This window comes from Streptomyces sp. NPDC026515, from assembly GCF_055567595.1.
In genome coordinates, this window is the sequence record NZ_JBVHQD010000001.1 from 648,575 (window position 1) to 669,932 (window position 21,358).

General features: G+C 71.2%; 15 protein-coding genes. 5 read left to right on the plus strand and 10 right to left on the minus strand.

The window, feature by feature from the left end:
• Window positions 1–4 precede the first annotated feature (4 nt).
• Window positions 5–1,372 carry a hypothetical protein gene (locus ACZ4O3_RS02790; protein WP_467720922.1) on the minus strand — a complete coding sequence of 456 codons (1,368 nt, stop codon included), beginning with the start codon at window positions 1,370–1,372 and terminating at the stop codon, window positions 5–7.
• A 681-nt stretch (window positions 1,373–2,053) separates the two neighbouring features.
• Window positions 2,054–3,232 carry a magnesium and cobalt transport protein CorA gene (locus tag ACZ4O3_RS02795; RefSeq protein WP_467720923.1) on the minus strand — a complete coding sequence of 393 codons (1,179 nt, stop codon included), beginning with the start codon at window positions 3,230–3,232 and terminating at the stop codon, window positions 2,054–2,056.
• Window positions 3,233–3,380: 148 nt separating this feature from the next.
• Between ACZ4O3_RS02795 and ACZ4O3_RS02800 the strand changes: the two genes are divergently transcribed.
• Window positions 3,381–4,493 (plus strand): winged helix DNA-binding domain-containing protein, encoded by a 1,113-nt coding sequence (locus ACZ4O3_RS02800; protein ID WP_467720924.1) that lies wholly within the window; start codon window positions 3,381–3,383, stop codon window positions 4,491–4,493.
• Between the two features lie 146 nt (window positions 4,494–4,639).
• Here the strand turns inward: ACZ4O3_RS02800 and ACZ4O3_RS02805 are convergent, their stop codons facing one another.
• From ACZ4O3_RS02805 to ACZ4O3_RS02815, 3 genes are all read right to left on the minus strand, one after another.
• A complete protein-coding gene (locus ACZ4O3_RS02805) occupies window positions 4,640–5,431 on the minus strand; it encodes a S1 family peptidase (protein ID WP_362731387.1) in 792 nt (263 codons plus the stop codon).
• 202 nt (window positions 5,432–5,633) lie between these two features.
• Window positions 5,634–8,435, minus strand: a complete 2,802-nt coding sequence (locus ACZ4O3_RS02810) for an AAA family ATPase (protein ID WP_467720925.1) — start codon at window positions 8,433–8,435, stop codon at window positions 5,634–5,636.
• Between the two features lie 143 nt (window positions 8,436–8,578).
• Window positions 8,579–9,412 (minus strand): helix-turn-helix transcriptional regulator, encoded by an 834-nt coding sequence (locus ACZ4O3_RS02815; protein WP_467720926.1) that lies wholly within the window; start codon window positions 9,410–9,412, stop codon window positions 8,579–8,581.
• A gap of 127 nt (window positions 9,413–9,539) precedes the next feature.
• Between ACZ4O3_RS02815 and ACZ4O3_RS02820 the strand changes: the two genes are divergently transcribed.
• Both ACZ4O3_RS02820 and ACZ4O3_RS02825 read left to right on the plus strand, forming a co-directional pair.
• Entirely contained in the window at window positions 9,540–11,210 is a 1,671-nt protein-coding gene (locus ACZ4O3_RS02820; protein ID WP_467720927.1) for an AMP-binding protein, read from the plus strand.
• A 2-nt stretch (window positions 11,211–11,212) separates the two neighbouring features.
• The gene (locus ACZ4O3_RS02825; RefSeq protein ID WP_467721008.1) at window positions 11,213–12,811 is read left to right on the plus strand and encodes an AMP-binding protein; all 1,599 of its coding nucleotides are present in this window, start codon (window positions 11,213–11,215) and stop codon (window positions 12,809–12,811) included.
• Window positions 12,812–12,850: 39 nt separating this feature from the next.
• On the opposite strand, the gene ACZ4O3_RS02830 is transcribed toward ACZ4O3_RS02825, so the two are convergent.
• Window positions 12,851–13,525: a hypothetical protein gene (locus tag ACZ4O3_RS02830; RefSeq protein ID WP_467720928.1), complete on the minus strand. Its 675-nt coding sequence runs from the start codon at window positions 13,523–13,525 to the stop codon at window positions 12,851–12,853.
• 198 nt (window positions 13,526–13,723) lie between these two features.
• Between ACZ4O3_RS02830 and gcl the strand changes: the two genes are divergently transcribed.
• Entirely contained in the window at window positions 13,724–15,508 is a 1,785-nt protein-coding gene (gcl, locus tag ACZ4O3_RS02835; RefSeq protein WP_362731561.1) for a glyoxylate carboligase, read from the plus strand.
• A 194-nt stretch (window positions 15,509–15,702) separates the two neighbouring features.
• Here gcl and ACZ4O3_RS02840 read toward each other — a convergent pair whose 3' ends face one another.
• The 3 genes from ACZ4O3_RS02840 to ACZ4O3_RS02850 all read right to left on the minus strand — a co-directional run bounded on the left by ACZ4O3_RS02840 (window position 15,703) and on the right by ACZ4O3_RS02850 (window position 18,189).
• Complete coding sequence (locus tag ACZ4O3_RS02840; protein WP_362728090.1) at window positions 15,703–15,948, minus strand: hypothetical protein; 246 nt, start codon at window positions 15,946–15,948, stop codon at window positions 15,703–15,705.
• 426 nt (window positions 15,949–16,374) lie between these two features.
• Window positions 16,375–17,289, minus strand: coding sequence for a 2-hydroxy-3-oxopropionate reductase (locus ACZ4O3_RS02845; RefSeq protein WP_467720929.1), 915 nt, complete (start codon window positions 17,287–17,289; stop codon window positions 16,375–16,377).
• Between the two features lie 42 nt (window positions 17,290–17,331).
• Window positions 17,332–18,189 (minus strand): TIM barrel protein, encoded by an 858-nt coding sequence (locus tag ACZ4O3_RS02850; RefSeq protein WP_362725371.1) that lies wholly within the window; start codon window positions 18,187–18,189, stop codon window positions 17,332–17,334.
• Window positions 18,190–18,321: 132 nt separating this feature from the next.
• On the opposite strand from ACZ4O3_RS02850, the gene polX reads away from it, so the two are divergent.
• Complete coding sequence (gene polX / locus ACZ4O3_RS02855; RefSeq protein WP_467720930.1) at window positions 18,322–20,061, plus strand: DNA polymerase/3'-5' exonuclease PolX; 1,740 nt, start codon at window positions 18,322–18,324, stop codon at window positions 20,059–20,061.
• A 26-nt stretch (window positions 20,062–20,087) separates the two neighbouring features.
• Here polX and ACZ4O3_RS02860 read toward each other — a convergent pair whose 3' ends face one another.
• A complete protein-coding gene (locus tag ACZ4O3_RS02860) occupies window positions 20,088–21,140 on the minus strand; it encodes an NAD(P)-dependent alcohol dehydrogenase (protein ID WP_362725376.1) in 1,053 nt (350 codons plus the stop codon).
• Window positions 21,141–21,358: the final 218 nt, after the last annotated feature.

The following is a 21,358-nucleotide window of genomic DNA, read 5'->3' on the forward strand; positions in this document are numbered from 1 at the left end:
GACCCTACGAAGCGGTGGCCTCCGGGTAGCCGATACAGGCGGCCAGCTCGTCGTACCGGTACCAGTCCGTCTCCGCGAGCTCCCGCACCCGCTTGATGAACTCCGTCCACGCTCCGAGACCGTGAAGCTGCGGGGCCCGCGTCCAGAAGAGCGCCGCGAGGTCGGGCATCTTCGCTGCGGCACGGCACTCCTGGTTCTCAGCCCAGGCGGCCAGGATTCCCGCCAACTGCTCCGGCCGGATGAAGCCGGCCAGCCGGATCACCACACTCTCGCCGAAGTGTTCACCGGCGCGGTAGTTGCCGGCCGCGGCCAGGATTTCCGCCACGACGTCGGTGAAGTAGGCGGAGGGATTCGCGGCGATGACGTCGGCCTGCTGGTACGGATCGAACTCGGTGAATTTCCTGGCCAGGGCAGGGATGCGGGCCCGTATGGCGTCGCTGCCAGCCAACGCGATCACGTCGATCACCCGGCGGGCCCCCGTGCCGGCTGGCGGGTACTGAAGCTGGTCAACGTAGGTGCCGATCTGCTGGCACACCGTCGCGTCGAGGGCGTCGGTGAAGACGTCGAACTCGCTTAGGCGCGTAAGCCCCTTCAGCTGCCGCTCCATGGGAAGCTCGTTGAACTTGGCCATGGTTTTGGTCACGGCCTCCCGCACGGCGTCGCGGTCGTGCTGGGCGAAGGCAATCAGGCAGAGAGCGTGCCGGTCTGCGGCCACGTTCGAGGCGATGCTGCTGGTCTCGGGCACTGGCAGTTCGAGCATGGCGTGCTTGGCCGCTATGGCAACGATCTGCTTCCAGGCGCTGGACTTCACCCGCTGGGCGAACATCTGCACCAGGTAGTCGGCGTGGCCGACGAAGGAGGGGTCGTCCACGTGGGCGATATACCGGTCGACCGCTTTGCGCCCCTGGGTGGGCGGGTGCACCAGCAGGGCGTCCAGCGCGGCCACGAGGTGGGCCCGTGCGTAGTCGCCGGTCGGGGCGAAGACGTCGCCGAGCGACCTGAGGGAGGGGTGTGCGCAGAGGTTACGATCCTCCTTCAGACGCAGCAGCTGCCGGTGCTCGATCCCGTCGATCAGCTCCAGATCAAGCGCGTCCTCCAAAAGCCTCTTCTCCACGTCCTCCACGATCTTGATCGCTGCACTATCAAGCTTTCCCCGGGCCTCGTTGAGTTTCGCGACGATGTCGGCAGCCTTGCCGTCGCCATCCTCGGCAAGCTGGTAGAGCTTGTGGATGATGTCGGTGCAGACGGCCGTCCAGGTCGCCACGATGGCGGCCCGGGGGGTACCGGTGCTGTGGCAGCGAAAGGCGTCGTCGACCAGCGGCCGGACCTCCTGGTGCCAAACACGGGCAATGCGTTCTTCGAGGCTTTGCACCAGCTGCTCGCTGTTCTGTCAGGGCCCGTGTGGTGCGGGCAGGTCCGGCGGCCGGCCGGGGCGGAATTGCCGTACACCTATGTAGCGGCGAGCGTCCGGCCGGACACCAGGTTTCCACGACGGCACCGGCCCACAACAGCACGGCGAGCTGGCCCGGATTCCTCGCGGGGCGTCGGCGCGGAGACCGGGGCTCCTATCGGCCGTACCCGGGATCCGCCCCCGGGTCTGCGGGGAGCCACCGGTGATGCGGCGGCAAGATGCCAAGGACTGCGGCGTCGTTACCTGATCGGGGTCATAGCGCCACATCTGTCGGAGTCGTGTATGGCGATCTGCTGGAGCCGGTCGGCCGCCGACCGGTCGAGTGTCGTCTTGCCCCAACATCGGGATCCGGTCAGCTTGAACAGCATCGGGCCAGAGTCGCAACCCACCGCGACCTTCTCGACCGAATTTCCCCGGACGCCTCTCAGGCCTGGGACTGCTTACCCTCCGTGTCCAACGGGCACCTTGTGGCGGCGGCGAGGAATCCTCAGTCGGAGCGAGTGGATCTGAGGCTGGGGAGTGTCAGCCGAAGCGATGCGCGTTTCATTCTCCCCAGATTCTCCCCAGCGGCTCCGGACGGCGCTGAAGGCGGTCGCGGACGCCCCGGTGACGCCCTGACGCAGGCCCTGGGTGATCAGTTACTCAGAGCCAGTCTTTCCGTTTGAAAATGAAGTACAAACTGGTGCATACGATCGCCATCAGGATGATTGCGAAGGGGTATCCCAACACCCAGTGCAACTCCGGCATCTCCCGGAAGTTCATGCCGTAGATCGTCCCGACCAGCGTGGGCGCGAACAGAATGGCCGCCCATGAAGAGATCTTCTTGATCTCCTCGTTCTGTTCGAAGCCCGCCTCCGCCAACGCGCGCATCTCCGCGTTCTGTTGCTGGGTGACCAGGGTCGCGTTGACCGTGAGGATCTCCGTGAGGGCCTGGCGGAAGCCGTCGACGCGTTCGCTGATGTGGGTGACGTGGTCGGCGACGTCGCGCAGATAGCGCTGGAGTTCCTCGTCCGTGTCGTACTTGGCGAAGCCGGCGATCAGGCTGTGCAGCATGCCGACCAGGGGGCGGGTGGCACGCTGGAACTCGACCATCTCGCGGGAGAGTTCGTAGATGCGGCGGGAGACCTCCGGGTCGCCGCGGAAGACCTCCGTCTCGATCTCGTCGATGTCGTTCTGGACGCCCTCCACGACCGGGGCGTAGCCGTCCACCACCGCGTCGAGGATGGCGTACAGGACCGCCTCGGGGCCGAGTTTGAGCAGGTCGGGGCTGTCCTCCATGCGGAGGCGGACCGCCGAGAGGTCCGGTGCCGCGCCGTGCCGCACCGTGATCACGAAGTCCGGGCCCACGAAGACGTGCAGCTCGGCGAAGTCGACCTCCTCCGGCGCGTCCAGGTAGCGGGCGGCACGCAGGACCACGAACAGCGTGTCGCCGTACCGCTCCAGCTTCGGACGCTGATGTGCCTCCATCGCGTCCTCGACCGCGAGCGGGTGCAGATCGAACTCGGCGGCCAGCGAGAGGAGTTCGTCCGAGGTGGGGCGGCCCAGGCCGATCCACGCCATCACCGAGGCCTGGTCGCGCAGTTCGCGGTACGTCTGTGCGAGGGTCGCCGGCGTCGACACCCGCACCCCGTCCCGGTAGAGCGCCGCCTCCACCACGCTCGGTGGTTCACCCGGTTCCGTCGCCGCGGAACCCGGCTCCGGGAGTTCGGCCGTGTCGTGGTCCGGCGGCAGGGCGCGGCGCCAGACGGACCTCCTGGTGCTCCGGCCGTTCCTGCCGTTCCCGGAGTTCTTCGAGGCCGGACTGGGGCGTCGCTCGGACATCGCGGCCGCCTCTCGATGGGACTGCGTCGGCGTGATCCAGGTGATTGTAGTGATGGGGCGTGGCCGGACGGGAAGGGAGCGGGCAAGTACGGGATGCGGTGCCGAATGAGGACAGGATCTGTCCGCGACGGACGCTAGCGTGCGTGTCATGACGAAGACGTCGCCCCGCCCGGTCCTCGGTACCCGCGCCCTCAACCGCGCCACCCTCGACCGCCAGCTGCTGCTGCGCCGGTCGTCCCGCTCGGTCGAGGACGCCGTGGCGCACCTCGTCGGCCTCCAGGCGCAGAACGTGAAGCCGCCGTACCATGCCCTCGCCGCCCGCCTCGACGGCTTCGACCCCGAGCGGCTCTCACGGCTGATGACGGACCGTGAGGTCGTCCGCATCGTCACCCTGCGGTCGACCATCCACACCCACACCGCCGACGACGCCCGCACCCTGCGCCCGCTCGTCCAGCCCGCCCGCACCCGTGAGCTGACCGCCTTCCGCAAGGGCCTCGCGGGCGTCGACCTCGACCGGCTTGCCGCACTCGCCCGCGACCTGGTCGAGGCCGAGCCGCGCACCATGGCCGAGCTGCGCCAGGCCCTCCTCGCGGAATGGCCCGGCGCCGACCCGCAGTCCCTGGCCCTCGCCGCCCGCTGCACCCTGCCCCTCGTCCAGGTTCCGCCGCGCGGTCTGTGGGGCCGGTCCGGGCGGGTCGCCCTGACCACCGCCGAGCACTGGCTGGGACGCCCCACCGCCCCGGCCCCGGCGCCGGACGAGACCGTGCTGCGCTATCTCGCCGCCTTCGGCCCCGCCTCCGTCAAGGACATGCAGACCTGGGCCGGACTCACCCGGCTGCGTGAGGTCTTCGAGCGGCTCCGGCCCCGCCTCGTCGCCTTCCGGGACGAGCACGGTGCCGAACTCTTCGACCTGCCCGACGCGCCCCGCCCCGACCCCCGGACCCCGGCCCCGCCGCGCTTCCTCCCCGAGTACGACAACCTGCTCCTCTCGCACGCCGACCGCACCCGGGTCATCCCGCCCGAGCACCGGGGCCGCCTGTGGCAGGGCGGTCAGCCGCACCGCACCCTGCTCGTCGACGGCTTCGTGGCGGGCGTGTGGAAGACGGTGGACGACACCCTGGTCGTCGAGCCGTTCGGCCGGCTGAGCCGGGGCCGGCGGGCGGCCGTGCTGGCGGAGGGCGAGCGGATGCTGGCCAGCTTGTACCCGGGTGCGTCGTACGACATCCGGTTCGGGACCGTCCTGCCCGCGGCCGGCCGGTGACCGTTCGAACGGGGCGGCCTGAGAACGCGGCGTCCGGAGACCGGCCGAACGCGGGCGGGACATGGATAGGGGGCGCTGCGGGCTGCTCGTGGTAGCCCGCAACGCCCCCCGGTCACTCACCCGGGCGATGCCCGGGAAGCCTCCGGTTACGAGTTGACCTGCGCGGTCACCAGGTTCGAGAAGGTGGTCAGCCGGGTGTAGACACCCGGGTAACCGGCCTCCGCGCACCCCTCTCCCCAGGAAGTGATCCCTGCCAGGACGCCCCCGATGAGCAGGGGACCGCCGCTGTCGCCCTGGCAGGTGTCTACGCCACCGGACGTGTATCCGGCGCAAACCATGTCGGTCTGGACGAAGTCCGAACCGTAGGAGCTCTTGCAGCTGGAGTCGGACACGATCGGGACGGTCGTGGTCCGCAGCTGGTTGGAGGAGCTGCCGTTCTCCGAGGTGGTGCCCCAGCCGAGGATGCGGGCCGTGGTGCCGGCCGAGTACAGGCCGGTCTGGGAGGAGCTGACGTACGACGCCGGGGTGTACGTCATCGCCGTCGAGAGGGTGAGGACCGACACGTCGTCGCCGTTGGTGGCGTCCGTGTAGTCCGGGTTGATCCAGATCTTGCTGACCCGGCTCACCGTGCCGTTGGTGCCGTCCAGGTTCGTCCGGCCGCCGACCACGCGGACGCTGCTGGTGGTCTCGCCCTCCATGCAGTGCGCCGCGGTCACCACCTTGGTGGCCGACACCAGGGTGCCGCCGCAGAACTGGCTGCCCGACGCGTCCGTGATCTGCATCATGAACGGGTACGCCGTGGTCGTGGTCGTCGTGCCGCCGACGATCGGCTGGGGGGCGGCTGACGCGGTGGGGGACGCGATCAGCACGGTCGCTGCGGCGGCAGCCGTCGCCACCACGAGGGCGGCGGTCTGTCTGGCGCGGTTGAGCCCGAACATGAGTCTCCTCAGTGGGGGTTGCCGGTGGGGGGTCGCGCGGGCGTGGGGGGTGCACGGGGGTCGCGGGACCGGCCCCCGTATGCCCGGGCGAGCGGCACATCCATAAGCTAGAGCGCGGAACCCCACCCTCCCAATGAGGGAACCCCCTAGGGGGATGGGGGAGGGAAAACCCTCGGTCCGCCTCAGTTAACCGGGAGCGCTCTCACTTCGCGCGCCGCCCCGCGGCCAAACGGACTATGTCCACCCGCGATCGTATGCCCAGCTTGCGGTAGACCCGGGTCAGGGTCGCCTCCACCGTCTTGACGCTGATGAACAGCCGGGCGGCGATCTCCCGGTTGGTGGCGCCCTCCATGACCAACGCGGCGACCTGACGCTCCATCGCGGCCAGCCCGTCCAGGGCGTCGAGCGCGGCGGGCGCCTCGACCGGCGGCTCCGGGGCCGACACGGCCTCGTCCACCTGGCGCAGCCACGGCAGCGCCCGGCACCGGCGGAACAGCCGGGTGGCCTCGTCGTAGGCCGTGGGGGAGCGCCGCTCGCGCAGCGAGGCCAGGGCGAACGCGGCGCGGGCCTCCTCCAGGCCGTAGCCCAGTTTGGCGAACCGGTCCTGAGCCGAGGTCAGCTGGGCGACGGCCGCCTCGTGCTCCCCGTGGGCCGCCCGGACCAGCGCCTCGGCCCGGTCGAGCGCGGCGAGGACACTCTCCCGGCCGAGCCTGAGCGCGTGCTCCCGGGTGACGTCGATGACGTCCTGCGCCTCGGCCGTCTCACCCACCCGGACCAGCGCCTCGGCCAGGTCGCCCTGCCAGCGGCCGCGGGCCGGGTCGGTGATGCCGAGGCTCTGCTCCAGCTCCCGCACCCGGCGCAGCGAGCGCACGGTGCCCGCCGGATCGCCCGCCACCAACTGGGCGTACCCGAGGGCGCCGAGAGCCCGGGACAGGTACATGGTGTCGCCGTCCTGCTCGGCGTGGTCCACCGCCTCCCGGGCCAGCGCGAGCCCCCGGTCCACGTCACCGCCGGAGGACTCGGCCAGTGAGGTGAGCATCGCGGAGGCGGTCTCGCCGATCCCGCTGTCGTGGGCCAGGTGCAGGCCCTCGCGGGCCAGGTCGAGCGCCCGGCCGCAGTGCCCGGAGCGCAGTTCGGTCTCGGCGAGCCCGCGCAGGAAGTGCACCTCGCTCTCCACCTGGCCGCGCCGCCGGACCTCCCGCAGCAGCGCGGTGACCGTGGCCCGCGCCTCGGCCAGCTGGTCGCCCATCACCAGCCAGCGGAACCGGGCGCTGCCGGCCCCGTTGTGGTGGCACGACACACCGGGGTCCTGAGGCTCCCGCAGTGCGCGCTTGATGGTGGCCGGCGCCCCCGGATGGCCCATCAGGGTCTCGACCTGGGCCTGGAGGGAGAGCGCGAGCAGCTCGGTGCGGCGGTCCTCGCCGCGCGCCGCCAGTTCGGCGGAGTGCGCGGCCGCCCGCCGGGCCTCGGTGAAGTCGCCCTCGACGATCAGGGCACGCCAGGCCAGCTGGTAGTGGACCTTGCCGAGCAGCCGGGGGTCGTCGCCGGCGTCGGCGAGGGCGTGCGGGAAGGCCGCGTCGACCTCGGTCATGGTGTGGCCGGCGGAGTCGATCACCAGGATCCAGGCCCGTACCCGGTCGACGGGCCGGGTCGCCCGGGTGAGCACCTCGCGGGCGATGTCCTGGGCGAGGTCCACCTCGCCGGCGCTGATCGCGTCCTCGGCGGCCCGCAGCCGGCGCTCGTCCGGGCCGGGTCTGTTGTCACCGGGGGTGTGCCGGGCGGCGAGCAGGCCGAGCTGCGCGGCCACCGAGGGCGCGCCCCGGTCGCGGGCCTGGGAGGCGGCCTCGGCGAGCCGGGCGGCCACCTCCGGGTCGGTGCCGGTGGCGGCCAGGGCCAGGTGCCGGGCCCGCTCGATCGGGTCGGAGGCCGCGGTGGACAGCGCCGCGTGCGCGGCCCGCCGCTCCTGGGCGGGCGCCTCGGCGTACAGCGCGGCGGAGATGAGGGGGTGCGCGAAGCGTACGGCCGGGCCCTCCGGTTCGGTGGCCAGCAGGCCGAGTTCGGCCGCCTGGGCACATTCGGCCTCGGCGTTCTCCCGGCCGGCCGCGTGCAGCAGGGCGTGCGTGGGCCGGGCGCCGGCGCTGGCCACCAGGAGGGTGCGGCGGGCCTCCACCGAGAGCATGTCCAGCCGGGTCAGGACCAGGGCGCGCAGCGAGGTCGGCACCGGCAGCGGCTCGCCGGGCCGGGGCGGGGTGGGGTTCTCGGCGAGGGCGCGGCCGAGCTCCAGCGCGAACAGCGGGTTGCCGCCGCTGGTGCGGTGGATCTCCCGGACGGCGGCCCGGGGGAGCGCGGCGTGGCCGCGGTGGTCGAGGAGGTCGGCGACCTGCGCGCGGGTGAGCGGGCCGAGGCGTACGGCGACCGTGTCCGGGGGTGACGCGCGTAGGTGACGGTCGTACTCCTGGCCCTCCGTGCGGACCGCGCACAGCAGTTGGACCGGGGTGCCGCCGAGGCGGCGGGCGGCGAAGCCGAGGAGTTCGGCACTGGCCGGATCCAGCCACTGGAGGTCGTCCGCGACGATCAGTACGGGGCCCTCGGCGGCCAGCGCGCGCAGCGCGGAGAGCACCGCGAGGCGCAGGGCGAGGCCGTCGCGCTGGAGGGTGGACTCGCCGCGGCCGGTGAGTGCCGACTCCAGGGCGGTGCGCTGGGCGCCGGGCAGCCGGGGCGCGACCTCGTCGAGGACCAGTCCGAGGAGGTCGGCGAGGGCCAGGAACGGAAGATGGGATTCGGACTCGGTGGCCGAGCAGCGCAACACGGTGCGGGCGGCGCCGGAGTATTCGGTCTCCAAAGCCCGCAGGACGGTCGATTTCCCTATTCCGGCCGGCCCGTGCAGGAGCACACTGCCGCCCGAGGCGAGCTGTTCACGGGCGGCCGACAGCAGCTCCGCCCGGCCGATGAGCAGGTCGGGGCGGCATCGGGCAGGCTCCTGGAAGTCCCGTCGCACGGTCACCGCTCCCCTCGTGTGTCGTGTTCGGGCCAAATTCTAGGCAACGAACCCTGAAATCCGGTCGAACGGCATGGTGAGGGAAATAACAGCGGCCTTGCATCAGGTAATTCAAAGCACGCATGCATGAATGGATCGGGTTCCCTCTGCTACGGCAACAACCCCGTCCGACGAGCCGCCGACACCGCCTCCCCCCGGGTGTGCGCACCCAGTTTCCGCATCGCCGAGCGCAGATACGCCTTGACCGTCTCGGGCCGCAGTCCGAGCCGCTCGGCCACCATCGCGTTGGTGGCGCCGGCCGCCACCCAGGCCAGCACATCCAGCTCCCGGGGCGCCAGCACCCTTGCGGCCGCGGGCGCCGGGGCGGCCAGCAGCCCGCAGGCGGCCAGCAGTTCGGCACGCAGAGCGGGGTCGGAGATCCGCGGGGCAAGCGCCCGCAGCGCCGCATGCGCCTCCCGCACCTGCTCCCAGGCGGCCCCCGGATCCGGTGCGGCGGCGGGCTCCGGCCGCGCCGCCGCCAGCAGGCCGCGTGCCTCGTCCCGTACGACCAGGGCCTGCTCCACGTCCCGCGCCGCCGCCACCGCCGCGCCCAGCGTGCGGTCGCCCAGCGGCTCGGCGGTGCGCAGCGCGCCGTAGAGCACGCCCCGCACCCGGCGCCGTACCACCACGGGCACCGCGAGGACCGAGCGGATGCCCTCGGCCGCCACCGGGATGTCGTACTCGTGGCTGATCTGCCTCGAGAGCGAGTAGTCGGTGACCGCGCACGGGCGGGCCAGCATGACGGCCCTGCCGCCCAGGCCGTTGCCGGAGGTGACCGCGAGCGAGCGCAGAGCGGCCGTGTTGGCGCCGCTCAGCTCGCTGATCCGGACCTGTGGCCGGTCGGCGTCGACCAGACCGCCGAAGGCGACCGGGAGCCCGGTGGCGCGCCGGAGTCTGGCCAGCGCACCGCGAATCTCCACCGCCCCGGCGACCTCTGCTGCCACCTGTCCTGCCCTTCGACCCCGGCCCCGTGCTGTTCACACCCCCGTACGGGGGTAGTGAGACCTGCATCACGGATTACACGATGCCAGAGAGCCGCCCGGCAATGGTCCGGTACCGAAGGAGACGCGAATGACGAGTGCGACGGAGGACTTCCGCAGGGCGCGGGACTTCCTGCTGGAACACCGTACGGACTATGCCGCCGCCTACGAGGGGTTCGTGTGGCCGCGTCCCGACCACTTCAACTGGGCGCTCGACTGGTTCGACGTCATCGCCGAGGGCAACGACCGCACCGCCCTGCACATCGTCGAGGAGGACGGCACCGAGACGAAGCTGTCCTTCGCCGAGTTGTCCGAGCGCTCCGACCGGGTCGCGGGCCATCTGCGGGCGCGGGGCGTCGAGCCGGAGGACCGCATCCTCGTCATGCTCGGCAACCAGGCCGAGCTGTGGGAGACCGCGCTGGCCGCGATGAAGCTGCGCGCCGTCGTCATCCCGGCGACCCCGCTGCTCGGCCCGGCCGACCTGTGCGACCGCGTCGACCGGGGCCGGGTGAAGCACGTGATCGCGCGCGCCGGGGACGCCGTCAAGTTCGCGGAGGTCGCGGGGACGTACACCCGGATCGCGGTGGGCGGGATGGCCGAGGGCTGGGAGGCCTACGAGGACGCCTACGCGGCGGACGCCGGGTTCCTGCCGGACGGGCCGACGCTCGCCGACGACCCGCTGATGCTCTACTTCACCTCGGGCACCACCGCCCGGCCCAAGCTGGTCGAGCACACCCACACCTCGTACCCCATCGGGCACCTGGCCACCATGTACTGGATCGGTCTCAGGCCGGGCGACGTCCACCTGAACATCTCCTCGCCGGGCTGGGCCAAGCACGCCTGGTCGAACCTGTTCGCGCCGTGGAACGCGGAGGCGACCGTCTTCATCCACAACTACAGCCGGTTCGACGCGGGCCGGCTGATGGCCGAGATGGACCGGCACGGGATCACCTCCTTCTGCGCTCCGCCGACGGTGTGGCGGATGCTGATCCAGGCCGACCTGACCCAGCTGGGTACCCCGCCCCGTGAGGTGGTGGCGGCCGGCGAGCCGCTCAACCCCGAGGTGATCGAGCAGGTCCGGCGGGCCTGGAACACCACCGTCCGGGACGGGTTCGGCCAGACCGAGACGGCCGTCCAGGTCTCCAACAGCCCCGGACAGCCGCTGAAGACCGGCTCGATGGGCCGTCCGAGCCCGGGCTACCGCGTCGAACTGCTCGATCCGGTGTCGGGCGCGCCCGGGGCGGCGGAGGGCGAGATCGCCCTCGACCTGGCGGCGCGGCCGGTGGGCCTGATGACCGGATACCACGGGGACGCGGACCGTACCGCGGAGGCGATGGCCGGCGGCTACTACCGCACCGGTGACATCGGCTCCCGGGACGAGGACGGTTACATCACCTACGTGGGCCGCGCGGACGACGTGTTCAAGGCGTCCGACTACAAGATCAGCCCGTTCGAGCTGGAGAGCGCGCTCCTGGAGCACGAGGCCGTGGCCGAGGCGGCCGTCGTCCCGGCGCCGGACGAGCTGCGGCTCGCGGTGCCCAAGGCGTACGTCGTGCTGGCGGCGGGCTGGGAGCCGGGCCCGGGCACCGCGAAGATGCTGTTCGAGCACTCCCGTCAGGTCCTGGCACCCTACAAGCGGGTCCGCAGGCTGGAGTTCGGGGCGCTGCCCAAGACCGTCTCCGGCAAGATCCGCCGGATCGAGCTGCGCGAGGCCACGGCCGCCGGGGCGCCGGACGAGTACCGCGAGGAGGACTTCCGGTGAGCATCTCGTACACCCACGGCACGAGCGGGACCGTGCTGCTCGGCGACACCATCGGCGCCAACCTCGACCGGGCCGTCGCGGCCTGGCCGGACCACGATGCGCTCGTCGACGTCCCGTCCGGGCGCCGCTGGACCTACCGCCGATTCGGCGCCGACGTCGACGAGCTGGCGTGCGCACTGCTGGCGAGCGGCGTCGCCAAGGGCGACCGGGTGGGCATCTGGGCGGTCAACTGCGCCGAGTGGATGCTGGTGCAGTACGCCACCGCCCGCATCGGCGCGATCATGGTCAACATCAACCCGGCCTACCGCACCCACGAGGTCGAGTACGTCCTCAACCAGGCGGGGATCTCGCTGCTGTTCGCCTCCCTCAGCCACAAGGGCAGCGACTACCGGGCGATGGTGGAGGAGGTGCGGGGCAGGTGCCCGCAGCTGCGGGAGACCGTGTACATCGGGGATCCGAGCTGGGACGCGCTGGTCGCCCGGGGATCGGCCGAGCGGGGCGCCGAACTGGCCGCCAGGGCAGCGGAACTGTCCTGCGACGACCCCATCAACATCCAGTACACCTCGGGGACCACCGGCTTCCCGAAAGGCGCCACCCTCTCCCACCACAACATCCTGAACAACGGCTACTTCGTGGGGGAGCTGGTCACCTACACCGAGCAGGACCGGATCTGCGTCCCGGTGCCCTTCTACCACTGCTTCGGCATGGTGATGGGCAACCTGGCCGCCACCTCGCACGGGGCCTGCATCGTGATCCCGGCCCCGTCCTTCGAGCCGAAGGCCACCCTGGAGGCGGTCCGGCGGGAGCGCTGCACCTCGCTCTACGGCGTACCGACCATGTTCATCGCGGAGTTGAACCTGCCCGACTTCGCCTCCTACGACCTCTCCACGCTGCGCACCGGCATCATGGCGGGCTCGCCCTGCCCGGTGGAGGTGATGAAGCGGGTGGTCGCCGAGATGCACATGGCGGAGGTCTCCATCTGCTACGGGATGACGGAGACGTCCCCGGTCTCGCTCCAGACCCGGATCGAGGACGACCTGGAACACCGCACGGGCACGGTCGGCCGGGTGCTGCCGCACCTGGAGGTCAAGATCGTCGACCCGGCCACCGGGGTCACCCGGCCCCGGGGCACGGCGGGCGAGTTGTGCACCCGGGGCTACAGCGTGATGCTCGGCTACTGGAACGAGCCCGAGAAGACCGCCGAGGCCGTCGACCCCGGGCGCTGGATGCACACCGGCGACCTGGCGATGATGCGTGACGACGGGTACGTCGAGATCGTGGGCCGGATCAAGGACATGATCATCCGGGGTGGCGAGAACGTCTACCCGCGTGAGATCGAGGAGTTCCTCTACGCCCACCCCAAGGTCCGTGACGTCCAGGTGGTCGGGGTGCCGCACGAGCGCTACGGCGAGGAGGTCCTGGCCTGCGTCATCCCGCACGACCCGGCCGACCCGCCGACCCTGGAGGACCTGCGCGCCTTCTGCGCGGGCCGCCTGGCCCACTACAAGGCGCCGAGCCGGATCCAGATCCTGGAGAGCTTCCCGATGACGGTGTCGGGGAAGGTGCGGAAGATCGAGCTGAGGGCGGCGTACGCGGGCTGAGCCCCGTCGTGCGCCGGGCGCCGGCCGGGACCAGGGGTCTCAGCCGGCGCCCGACGCGTTCAGGCCGGCGGCGAGTTCGTTGACCGGCTGCGGTGTCCCCGTGAGGTCCAGGACGAACAGCGGTATCCCCAGCGTGTCGGCCCGGTCACGGGCGTCCTCGGCGTATCCCGCGAGGGAGAAGTAGACACAGCGCGAGTCCTCCGTCATCGCCGCCAGCCACAGGCACTCCACGTCCCGCAGCGAGGCCGGCCGCACGGTCGGGTCCACCTGGGCGACCAGGCCGCGCGCGGCCAGACCGACGCCGGAGGGCGGCCGCTGGTCGGCACGGCGTATGTCCGGGTAGCCGAGCCAGCGCAGGTAGAGCGCGGCGGCGGTGACCGCGTCCCGGGCGGTCCGGATCGTGACCGGCCGGAAGGGTGACCGCGGCTCCGGGGCCGACGCGGGCGCGGACTCGGTCCCGGCGATCGGCACGCGCAGTACCGCCCCGCAGCCGCAGCCCAGCTCGGGCTGCGGCCACTGGTCCCGGCGGCCGCAGGAGCCGCAGCTCACCGTCACCCACTCCTCGTCCCAGGCCCGGTGCGCGACCGGCACCGGCGCGGTCCTGCCGTCGAGGGAGGGGGTGACCGGGGCACCGCAGGCGCAGGGGTAGGACGGCGCGGTGTAGCGGTGCTCTCGCCGGCAGGCCGGACAGCGCAGCGGCACGCTCTCGGACATGGCCCCACCCCAGGCGTCGCGTCGGTTCGGCCGTCCCATGGTGCTCCCGCCGGGGCCCGGTTGTCCGTCCCTTGACGAGGTTCGTCGCCACCCCTACATTGATTTCAGATAGTAGAATTTAGTTTCCGTAATACGGAATTATGCTCACCGCGGGGCGCGACGGGAGCAGGCATCCGACAGCCGAAGCTGGAGTACTCCATGGCTCGAATGACCTCTGCCCGCGCGGCAGTCGAGATCCTCAAGCGCGAAGGCGTCAGCGCCGCGTTCGGGGTGCCGGGCGCGGCGATCAACCCGTTCTACGCGGCGCTCAAGGCCTCCGGAGGCATCGACCACACCCTTGCCCGCCATGTCGAGGGCGCCTCGCACATGGCCGAGGGGTACACCCGGACCCGCCCCGGCAACATCGGCGTCTGCATCGGTACGTCCGGTCCGGCCGGCACGGACATGATCACCGGGCTGTACTCGGCCACCGGCGACTCCGTCCCGATCCTCTGCATCACCGGCCAGGCACCGACCACGGTGCTCCACAAGGAGGACTTCCAGGCCGTCGACATCGCCTCGATCGCGCGGCCGGTGACGAAGATGGCGGTCACCGTACTGGAGGCGGCCCAGGTCCCCGGCGTCTTCCAGCAGGCCTTCCACCTGATGCGCTCCGGCCGCCCCGGCCCGGTCCTGATCGACCTGCCGATCGACGTCCAGCTCACCGAGATCGAGTTCGACCCGGAGACCTACGAGCCGCTCCCGGTCTACCGGCCGGCCGCGACCCGCGCCCAGGCCGAGAAGGCGATCGGCCTGCTGAACGCGTCCGAGCGGCCGCTGATCGTCGCGGGCGGCGGAGTCATCAACGCGGACGCCGCCGGACTGCTGGTGGAATTCGCGGAGTTGACCGGAACCCCGGTCGTCCCCACGCTCATGGGGTGGGGCGTGCTCCCAGACGACCACGAACTGAACGCCGGCATGGTGGGCCTGCAGACCTCCCACCGCTACGGCAACGCGACCTTCCTGGAGTCCGACTTCGTCCTCGGCATCGGCAACCGCTGGGCCAACCGCCACACCGGCAAGCTGGACGTCTACACGGCCGGCCGCACGTTCGTGCACGTCGACATCGAGCCCACCCAGATCGGCAGGATCTTCGCCCCCGACTACGGCATCGCCTCCGACGCCGGGGCGGCGCTGAAGCTCTTCGTGGAGGTGGCGCGGGAGCTGAAGGCGGCGGGCAGGCTCCCCGACCGCGGCGAGTGGGCCGCCGCGGCCCAGGAGAAGAAGGCGACCCTCCAGCGCCGTACCCACTTCGACGACATCCCGATCAAACCGCAGCGCGTCTACGAGGAGATGAACAAGGCGTTCGGTCCGGAGACCCGGTACGTCTCCACGATCGGCCTCTCGCAGATCGCCGGCGCCCAGATGCTGCACGTCTTCAGGCCGCGGCACTGGATCAACTGCGGCCAGGCGGGACCCCTCGGCTGGACGGTCCCGGCCGCGCTGGGCGTGGCCAGGGCCGACCCCGAGGCCTCCGTGGTCGCCCTCTCCGGCGACTACGACTTCCAGTTCATGCTGGAGGAGCTGGCAGTCGGCGCGCAGCACAAGATCCCGTACGTGCACGTCCTCGTCAACAACTCCTACCTGGGCCTGATCCGGCAGGCGCAGCGGGCGTTCGACATCGACTTCCAGGTCAGCCTGGAGTTCGAGAACATCAACTCGCCCGAGCTGGGCGTGTACGGCGTCGACCATGTGAAGGTCGCCGAGGGCCTGGGCTGCAAGGCGATCCGGGTGACCGACCCGAACGAGTTGGGCGCGGCCTTCGAGCAGGCCAAGAAGCTGGCGCAGGAGCACCGGGTGCCGGTGGTGGTGGAGGCGATCCTGGAGCGGGTCACCAACATCTCGATGTCGACGACCAACGACATCGGCAACGTCGTGGAGTTCGAGGAGATCGCGACCGAGCCCGGCCACGCGCCGACGTCGATCAGGACGCTGAAGGTCTGAGCCGCCGCACAGCGAAGCGGGCGGTCCGTCCGGAAGGATGGACCGCCCGCTCCGCTGTCGGTGACACGGAGGCCGCCGCCCCCGTGCCGGCGGCCTCCGTGTGCAGTGAATATGCCCCACGACCGGGGCGGCCGAAGCGTGCTGAACATGATTCAGAGCTTGATTTGAGGATTCGCCGCCCGCTTCACCTGGGTTCAGGGGCTTTCGGGATGTTCGGTCAGGCCCGGCCAGTCGTCCGGGCCGCCGCCCTGCCACTCGATGAGGTCGCTCTCCTCGACCTCGATCCGGTCCAGGTCGGCCATCCGCAGGATCTCGACCACGTCGTCGAGATGCGAGGCGAGCCCCAGGGTCACGTCCCCCTCGGTGACCCGGCGGGAGCCGTCCAGGGCGGGAGCGTGCACGACGATGTGGGGGAACTCCGTGGGTGGGTGTGCTGTCATGCCTTCAGCCTCCTGCGGCCGGGACGGATGCGCACGCCGAAGCGCCGGACACGGGCGGTTCCGTGTCCGGCGCTCAGGCTGTGACCGTCCGACGGCGCGAGGCTGGGCGCGACAGGTCGTTCGCGCCGCCGGACGGGGTCCACAACGGCTGGGACCGCGGCGGGTGCGACGGAGCCGGGCGGCCTTCCCTCAGGTCGGGAAGGGCGTTCCGGTCCTTCACCACCGCACTGGCTCGCACACCGCCACGGTCCGTGCCACGCCCGCGCACCCCCGGCCGGTCACCCCTCATCCGGGCCGTCCGGCCGTGCGCGGGCCGTCTGTGTCAGTCCTCGCGCAGGGCGTTGAAGTGGTTTCCGGGCGGCGCCGCCGCCTGGGCGCGACAGGACAGTTGTCAGCGGCGGCGCCGCCCGGAAGTCGGGGTGCGGCTCAGACCCGGGTGCCGGAGAGGCGCTCGACCGCGCGCAGCAGCGCGGAGTGGTCCAGGCCGCCGTCGCCCTGCGCGCGCAGGGAGGCGACCAGCTGGGCGACCACGGCACCGACCGGCAGGGCGGCGCCGACGTTGCGGGCCGCGTCGGTCACGATGCCCATGTCCTTGTGGTGCAGGTCGATCCGGAAGCCCGGCCGGAAGTCGCGGTCCAGGAAGTTGCCCTTCTTCCGCGCCAGCACGGTGGAGCCGGCCAGGCCGCCGCCCAGCACGTCCAGCGCGGCCGCCAGGTCCACGCCGGACTTCTCCAGGAAGACCACGGCCTCGGCGCACGCCTGGATGTTCACGGCGACGATCAGCTGGTTGGCGGCCTTCACCGTCTGGCCCGAGCCGTGCGGACCGCACAGCACGACGGTCCTGCCGAGAGCCTCGAAAATCGGCTTCGCGAAGTCGAAGTCGGCCTGCTCGCCGCCGACCATGATGGACAGCACGGCCTCGACGGCCCCGGCCTCGCCGCCGGACACCGGCGCGTCCAGGACGCGGAGGCCCTTGTCCCGGGCCGCCTCCGCCAGGTCGACGGAGGTCTGCGGGGTGATGGACGACATGTCGATCAGCAGCGCGCCCGGCTTCGCGTTCTCCAGGATGCCGTCGGGACCGTAGGCGATGGCCTCGACCTGCGGGGACGCGGGCACCATCGTGATGACCACGTCGGCGTGGCGCACGGCCTCGGCGATCGAGGGGGCCGCGGTCCCGCCGGCGGCGGCCAGCCGGTCCAGCTTCTCCTGCTCCAGGGTGAAGCCGGTGACGTCGTAACCCGCCTTGACCAGGTTCTCGGACATGGGGGAGCCCATGATGCCGAGACCGATCCAGGCGATCGCCGGGCGGGTTTGGCGGGAGGAAGGGGGGAGTGTGCTCATGGTGGAGATGCCTCTCTCGACTGCGCTGCGAAGTCGGGGAATTCAGCGGGCGGCTCGGGCCTCGCGCGGGAGCCAGCCGAAGGCCTCGGCACTCGGGCGGTCACCCGGCTTGTACTCCAGGCCCACCCAGCCGTCGTAACCGGCCTTCGCCAGCTGCCCGAGCAGCTCGGCCAGGGGGAGCGAACCCGTGCCCGGGGCGCCGCGGCCGGGGTTGTCGGCGATCTGCACGTGGCCCGTCTTCGCGGCGTACCGCTCGATCACCGACGGGAGGTCCTCGCCGTTCATGGACAGGTGGTAAAGGTCCATGAGGAAGCGTGCGTTGCCGAGCCCCGTGGCCTCGTTGACCCGGTCCACCACGGCGACGCCGGCCGACGCGCTCACCAGCGGATACCGCGGCGACTCGGGCCGGTTGAGGGTCTCGATCAGGAGGACCGCGCCGATCCGGTCGGCCGCGCGGGCGGCCAGTGCCAGGTTCTCCAGGGCCAGGGCGTCCTGCTCGGCCGGGTCCACGCCCTCGACGCGGTTGCCGTACAGCGCGTTGAGTGCCCCGCAGCCGAGCGACTGGGCGAAGCCGGCCGCCACCTCGATGTTGGCGCGGAACCTCTCGGACTCCGCGCCCGGGATCGACAGGGCGCCCCGGTCGGGTCCCGGCAGCTGTCCGGCGTAGAAGTTCAGGCCCGTCAGCCGCACGCCCGCGTCCTCGACCGCCCTCTTCAGCGCGTCGAGCTCGGACCGCTCGGGGGTGGGGGAGCCGGTCCAGGGCCACCAGAGCTCGACCGCGCCGAAGCCGGCCGCGGCGGCGGCCGCGGGGCGCTCCAGGAGCGGGAGTTCGGTGAAGAGGATCGACAGGTTGACATTGAAGCGTTGCTCTGCGGCTGCGCCCGGTTCGAAACCTGACATGGAGGTCGGCGCTCCCTTCCGCTGCCTAAGTTCCGTATTACGGAAGTTGCTTTCTGCTTAATGGAAGACTGCCCGTGACCGGGGAGAGCTGTCAAGAGCGCCCGCGCAAAAGCCGCGCCCTACCCTGAAGGCATGGCACGGTCCAACGACGAGGTCGCCGCACTGCTCCAGGAGTACGCGGACCTGATCTCCATCACCGGTGGGGACGCCTTCAGGGCGCGGGTCTACGAGAAGGCCGCCCGGGCGGTCGGCGGTCACCACGCCGATGTCGCCACGCTCGACCTCAAGGGGCTTCAGGAGATCCCGAACGTCGGGAAGTCCATCGCCCAGAAGATCCTGGAGTTCTTCGGCCAGGGCACGGTGTCCGCCGTGGAGGAGCTGCGGGCGAAGATCCCCGCCGGGGTACGGCGGCTCACCGCCATCCCCACGCTCGGCCCGAAGAAGGCCATGGCGGTCTACGAGGAACTGGGCGTCTCCTCGGTCGAGGAACTCGCCGACGCCATCCACCAGGAGCGGCTGCGCGACCTCAAGGGCTTCGGGCCCAGGACCGAGGAGAACATCCTGCACGGCATCGAGCTGCTCCGGTCGGCCGGCGGCCGGGTCCGGCTCGACGTCGCCATGGACCTGGCGGAGGGCATCGTCGAAGCGCTGTCCGCCGTGACCGGCTGTGAGAAGTGCACCTATGCCGGTTCGCTGCGCCGGTTCCGCGAGACGATCGGTGACATCGACATCCTCGTCGCCGCGGAGGAGTCGGCGCCGATCATGCGGGCGTTCACCGGGCTGCCGTACGTCACCGAGGTCATCGGGCAGGGCGGCACCAAGACGTCGGTCCGCACCAGCAAGGGGCTCAACGTCGACCTGCGGGTCGTACCGCCGGACTCCTGGGGCGCGGCGCTCCAGTACTTCACCGGCTCCAAGGCCCACAACATCCGCACCCGGGAACGGGCCGTGCACCACAGGCTCAAGCTCTCCGAGTACGGACTCTTCGACGTCGAGAGCGGGGAGAAGATCGTCTCCGAGACCGAGGAGGAGGTGTACGGCCGCCTCGGCCTGCCCTGGATCCCGCCGGCCCTGCGCGAGGACCGCGGCGAGATCGAGGCGGGGCTGCGCGGTGAGCTGCCGGAGCTGGTCACCGAGGCGGATCTGCGCGGCGACCTGCACACCCACACCGACCTCACCGACGGGCTCGCCCCACTGGAGGAGATGGCCGAGGCGGCGGCCCGGCGCGGCTACGCGTACTACGCGATCACCGACCACGCGCCCGACCTGGCCATGCAGCGCATGACCGACGAGCGGATGCTGGCGCAGCGGGCGCGGGTGCGCGAGCTGGACGGCACGTACCCGACCAGGGGGCGGCGCGGCGGGCTACGGCTGCTGCACGGCACCGAGCTGAACATCGGCCCCGAGGGCGAGGTGGACTGGCCGGAGGAGTTCCTCGCCGGGTTCGACCTGTGCGTGGCCTCGGTCCACTCGCACTTCCACCAGAGCCGCGACGCCCTGACCCGGCGGCTCGTGCGGGCCTGCGAGAACCCCCACGTCCACATCATCGGCCACCCCACCACCCGCCTCATCGGCAAGCGCCCCGGCATCGACGCGGACCTCGACGCGGTCTTCGCCGCCTGTGCCCGCACCGGTACGGCCCTGGAGATCAACGCCCACCCGGACCGTCTCGACCTGCGCGACGAGGACATCCTGCGGGCCCGGCGGCACGGCGTGAGGTTCGCCGTGAACAGCGACGCCCACGCCGTTCCTCATCTGGACGTCATGCGCTACGGGATCGGCACCGCCCAGCGAGGCTGGCTCACCAAGGACGACGTGATCAACACCTGGCCGGAGCGACGGCTGCGGAGTTTTCTGCGCAAGCGCGGCTGAGCCGGTGAGCCGGGCGGCGCCCGGGTTCAGTCGAAGACGATGACCTGGCGTCCGACGACGTCGCCACGGCCCAGGGCCTCCAGGTTCTCGTTGACGTCCTCCAGCCTCACTTCGGTCACGTTGTGCGTGACGAGGCCGGCTTCGGCGAGGGAGAGCACCTCGACGAGGTCCAGGTGGTTGCCCCAGAAGGAGCCGAGGTAGGACAACTCCGTGCCGACGAACGGGAACTGACGGTGCGCCACGCGGTCACTCATGAGACCGACGGCCGCCAGGGCGCCTTCCGGGCCCAGCAGGTCGAACCCCATGGAGACGGACGCCTCGCTGCCGACGCAGTCCAGGACGGCGTGGACGGTGCGCCGGCCGGTCAGGCTCTCCAGCTCGTCCTGGATGGCCTCGGTGGACCTGTCCCTCACGTTGATCCCGTAGTCCGCGCCGTTCTCCCTGGCCACGTCCAGCTTGCCGTCGCTGCGCGCGAACGCCACCACTGTCGCGCCGCTGCCCAGCAGCCTGGCGTACTGGATCGCGTAACTGCCCAGCCCGCCGATGCCCGTGACCGCGACGGTCCGGCCGGGCCCCAGCTTGCCCGCGTCCCGGAGCTTGCGCATCCCGCGGTACGGGGTCATGCCCGCGTCGGTCATGGGGGCGAGGAACTGGGGGAATTTCGCGGCGTCCTCGGAGACCGGGATCGCGTGACGGCACTCCACCGCCATGTACTCGGCGAAACCGCCGGGCGGGCCGAACCCCACCCATCTGCCGTCGCCGCTGCACAGGTTCTCGTTGCCTTCCCGGCACTGGCGGCAAGTGCCGTCTCCCCAGCTGGGGTTGACCACCACCATGTCGCCTTCCGAGTAACCCACCGACTTCGGTACACCACTTCCCATTCCCGCCACCCGGCCGGTGACCTCGTGGCCGGGGATGTAAGGGAGTTCTACCGGAAACGGACCTTCGAAATAGCCGTCAAGAAGTTGGTAATCGCTTCGGCACATGCCCGTCGCGGCGACCTTCAGGAGGATCTCGTCCGGCCCGGGATCGGGTACGGGGACCTCGTCGATGCGAAGGGGCTGCCGGTATCCGTGCATCCGAGCTGCTTGCATCTGCATCGGGCGGCCTCGCTTTCGTACAGATGTGTCCATCAAGTCTGAGTGGCCCGCACGGGAGCGGCAACTCGGAGCGGACCATGGGAACGTACGCGGTGCGGCAATGCGACCGGGTGGTGCATGATCGAAGATCCGGAGAGTGAAAAGGCCTTCCGCCGCCTCGTGAATCAAGAACAGTGCGGCCTTTCCGAAGGATTGCC